The organism is Arthrobacter sp. P1_B4, from assembly GCF_056406555.1.
Map to the genome: position 1 here is coordinate 1 of NZ_JBFTZW010000159.1, position 3,396 is coordinate 3,396.

2 protein-coding genes are annotated in these 3,396 nt (G+C 67.2%); both read left to right on the forward strand.

Features of this window, described 5'->3' with window-relative positions:
* On the forward strand, window positions 1-1,380 hold a 1,380-nt coding region (gene lpdA / locus AC1D1W_RS20195), incomplete at its 5' end, for a dihydrolipoyl dehydrogenase (protein ID WP_476944640.1).
* Window positions 1,381-1,506: 126 nt separating this feature from the next.
* Window positions 1,507-3,276: a 2-oxoglutarate dehydrogenase, E2 component, dihydrolipoamide succinyltransferase gene (gene sucB, locus AC1D1W_RS20200; protein ID WP_476944641.1), complete on the forward strand. Its 1,770-nt coding sequence runs from the start codon at window positions 1,507-1,509 to the stop codon at window positions 3,274-3,276.
* The last annotated feature ends 120 nt before the right edge of the window (window positions 3,277-3,396 follow it).

Here is a 3,396-nt window from a genome sequence, read left to right on the forward strand (position 1 = left end):
GATCAGGCAACTGCGCAAGAATTCGACATCCTGGTACTCGGCGGCGGCAGCGGCGGCTACGCCACCGCACTGCGTGCTGTCCAGCTTGGCCTCACCGTCGGCCTCATCGAAAAGGGCAAGCTCGGCGGCACCTGCCTGCACAACGGCTGTATCCCCACCAAGGCCCTGCTGCACTCGGCAGAGCTGGCGGACCACGCCCGCGACTCGGCCAAGTACGGCGTCAACGTGACCCTTGACAGCATCGACATCACGGCTGTCAACGCTTACAAGGACGGCATCATTGCCGGCAAGTTCAAGGGCCTGCAGGGTCTGATCAAGGGCAAGAAGGGCATCACCGTCATTGAGGGTGAGGGCAAGCTTCAGGGCACCGACACCGTCGTCGTGAATGGCACCGCGTACAAGGGCAAGAACATTGTCCTCGCGACCGGCTCGTACTCCCGCACCCTGCCGGGCCTGGAAATCGGCGGCAAGGTCATCACCTCCGACGAAGCCCTGACCATGGATTACATCCCCAAGAGCGCGATCATCCTGGGCGGCGGCGTGATCGGCGTCGAGTTCGCTTCGGTCTGGAAGTCGTTCGGCGTCGACGTCACGATCGTCGAAGGCCTCCCGTCGCTGGTTCCGAACGAGGACGCCACGATCGTCAAGGCCTTTGAGCGCGCCTTCAAGAAGCGCGGCATCAAGTTCTCCACCGGTGTCTTCTTCCAGGGCGTCGAGCAGAACGACGACGGCGTCAAGGTCACCCTCGTGGACGGCAAGACCTTCGAGGCCGACCTCCTGCTCGTCGCCGTCGGCCGCGGCCCCGTCACGGCGAACCTCGGCTACGAAGAGGCCGGGATCACGATCGACCGCGGCTTCGTCATCACCAACGAGCGCCTCCACACCGGCGTCGGCAACATCTTCGCCGTCGGCGACATCGTCCCCGGCGTGCAGCTCGCGCACCGCGGCTACCAGCAGGGCATCTTCGTCGCCGAAGAGATCGCCGGCCTGAAGCCGGTCATCGTCGAGGACGTCAACATCCCCAAGGTAACCTACTCCGAACCCGAGATCGCCACCGTCGGCTACAGCGAGAAGGCCGCCAAGGAGAAGTTCGGCGAGGACCAGATCCAGACCCAGGAATACAACCTGGCCGGCAACGGGAAGAGCTCCATCCTGGGCACGTCCGGCCTGGTCAAGCTGGTCCGCCAGAAGGACGGCCCCGTCGTCGGCGTCCACATGATCGGCGCCCGCATGGGCGAGCAGATCGGTGAAGCACAGCTGATTGTGAACTGGGAAGCCTACCCGGAGGACGTGGCCCAGCTGGTCCACGCCCACCCCACCCAGAACGAATCCCTGGGCGAGGCGCATCTGGCGCTGGCGGGCAAGCCCCTCCACGGCTAGCAGCTCCGCCCGCACCACCGCATGAACTCAGAGCTTGGTGCACCCGGCCCGAAAAACCGGGTGCACTAAGCTCGACCAAGGCAGCAATCATCCGCACTAAAGATCAATAAGGAGAACGGGGACGACATGTCTGAATCCGTTAACTTGCCCGCCCTCGGTGAGAGCGTCACCGAAGGAACCGTCACCCGCTGGCTCAAGCAGGTCGGTGACCGGGTAGAGGTGGACGAGCCGCTGCTCGAAGTCTCCACCGACAAAGTAGACACCGAGATCCCCTCTCCGATCGCCGGCGTGATCGAGGAAATCCTCGTCGCCGAGGACGAGACCGCTGAAGTTGGCGCCCCGCTGGTCCGCATCGGCTCCGGCGACGCCGCCCCGGCCCCGGCCGCGGCAGAGGCTCCGGCCGCGGCCGCCGAAGAGGCACCGGCTCCCGCCGCAGCGGCGCCGGCCGCAGAAGAGGCTCCCGCGGAGGCTCCGGCCGCCGAGGCCCCTGCCGCCGCTCCGGAATCTGCTCCGGCAGGTGAAGGACACGACGTCACGCTGCCTGCCCTGGGCGAAAGCGTCACCGAAGGCACTGTGACCCGCTGGCTGAAGAGCATCGGCGACACCGTAGAGGTCGACGAGCCGCTGCTCGAGGTTTCCACCGACAAGGTCGACACCGAAATCCCGTCCCCGGTTGCCGGAACCCTCCTGGAAATCCGCGTCAACGAGGACGAGACGGCCGAGGTCGGCTCCGTTCTGGCCGTCATCGGTTCCGGCGCCGCGGCACCGGCAGCACCGGCGCCCGCTGCGGCCCCCAAGCAGGATGCAGCACCGGAAGCTCCCAAGCAGGAAGCACCGGCCGCCCCCGCCCCGGCAGCAGCACCGGAGGCTCCCAAGCAGGAAGCTCCCGCAGCAGCCGCCCCGTCAGCGCCCGCCGCCCCGGCAGCCCCCGCGCCTGCGGCAGCAACTGCCGCACCGGCAGAGTCCGGCTACGTCACTCCCCTGGTCCGCAAGCTGGCCAACCAGCAGGGCGTCGACATCGCGGCCCTCACAGGCACCGGCGTCGGCGGCCGCATCCGCAAGCAGGATGTGCTGGCAGCTGCCGAGGCAAAGGCAGCACCGGCCGCAGCCCCCGCCGCATCTGCGCCGGCAGCCGCCTCGACCACTGTGCCGACTTCAAGTGCTGCGTCCTCGCTGCGCGGCACCGTGCAGAAGGCCCCGCGCATCCGCCAGGTCATTGCCCGCCGCATGCGCGAGTCACTGGACATCTCCACCCAGCTGACCCAGGTCCACGAGGTCGACATGACCAAGGTTGCCAAGCTGCGCGCCAAGGCCAAGAACTCCTTCCAGGCCCAGAACGGCTCCAAGCTGACCTTCCTGCCCTTCATCGCCAAGGCTGTTGCCGAGGCCCTGAAGCAGCACCCGAAGGTCAACGCCTCCTACGACGAGGACAAGCAGGAGATCACCTACCACAACGCCGAGCACCTGGCGATTGCGGTGGACACCGACAAGGGCCTGCTGGTTCCGGTCATCTCGGACGCCGGCAACCTGAACCTGGCCGGCCTGGCCGGCAAGATTGCCGACGTCGCCGACCGCACCCGCAACGGCAAGATCGGCCCGGACGAGCTCTCCGGCGGCACCTTCAGCATCACCAACATCGGTTCGGTGGGCGCCCTGTTCGACACCCCGATCATCAACCAGCCGCAGGTTGCCATCCTCGGCACCGGCGCGATCGTCAAGCGGGCCGTAGTGGTCGCCGACGAGAACGGCGATGACTCGCTGGCCATCCGTTCGATGATGTACCTCTCCCTGACGTACGATCACCGCCTGGTCGACGGCGCCGACGCAGGACGCTTCCTGCAGACGCTGAAGGCACGCCTTGAGGAAGGCGCCTTCGAGGCCGACCTCGGACTCTAGGGTCTAGAAGCACACTGACGGCGACGGCGGTGCGGGCTCCGGTGGGAAACCACCGGGCGCCCGTGCCGCCGTCGCCGTTTTTGCTGTTCCTCCCCGGGGCCGCGGCGGGTCCTACTACGG

Bases quoted from the DNA above. Each gene is read 5' to 3' on its own strand.
- sucB (WP_476944641.1), top strand. From the start codon at position 1,507: ATGTCTGAATCCGTTAACTTGCCCGCCCTCGGTGAGAGCGTCACCGAA.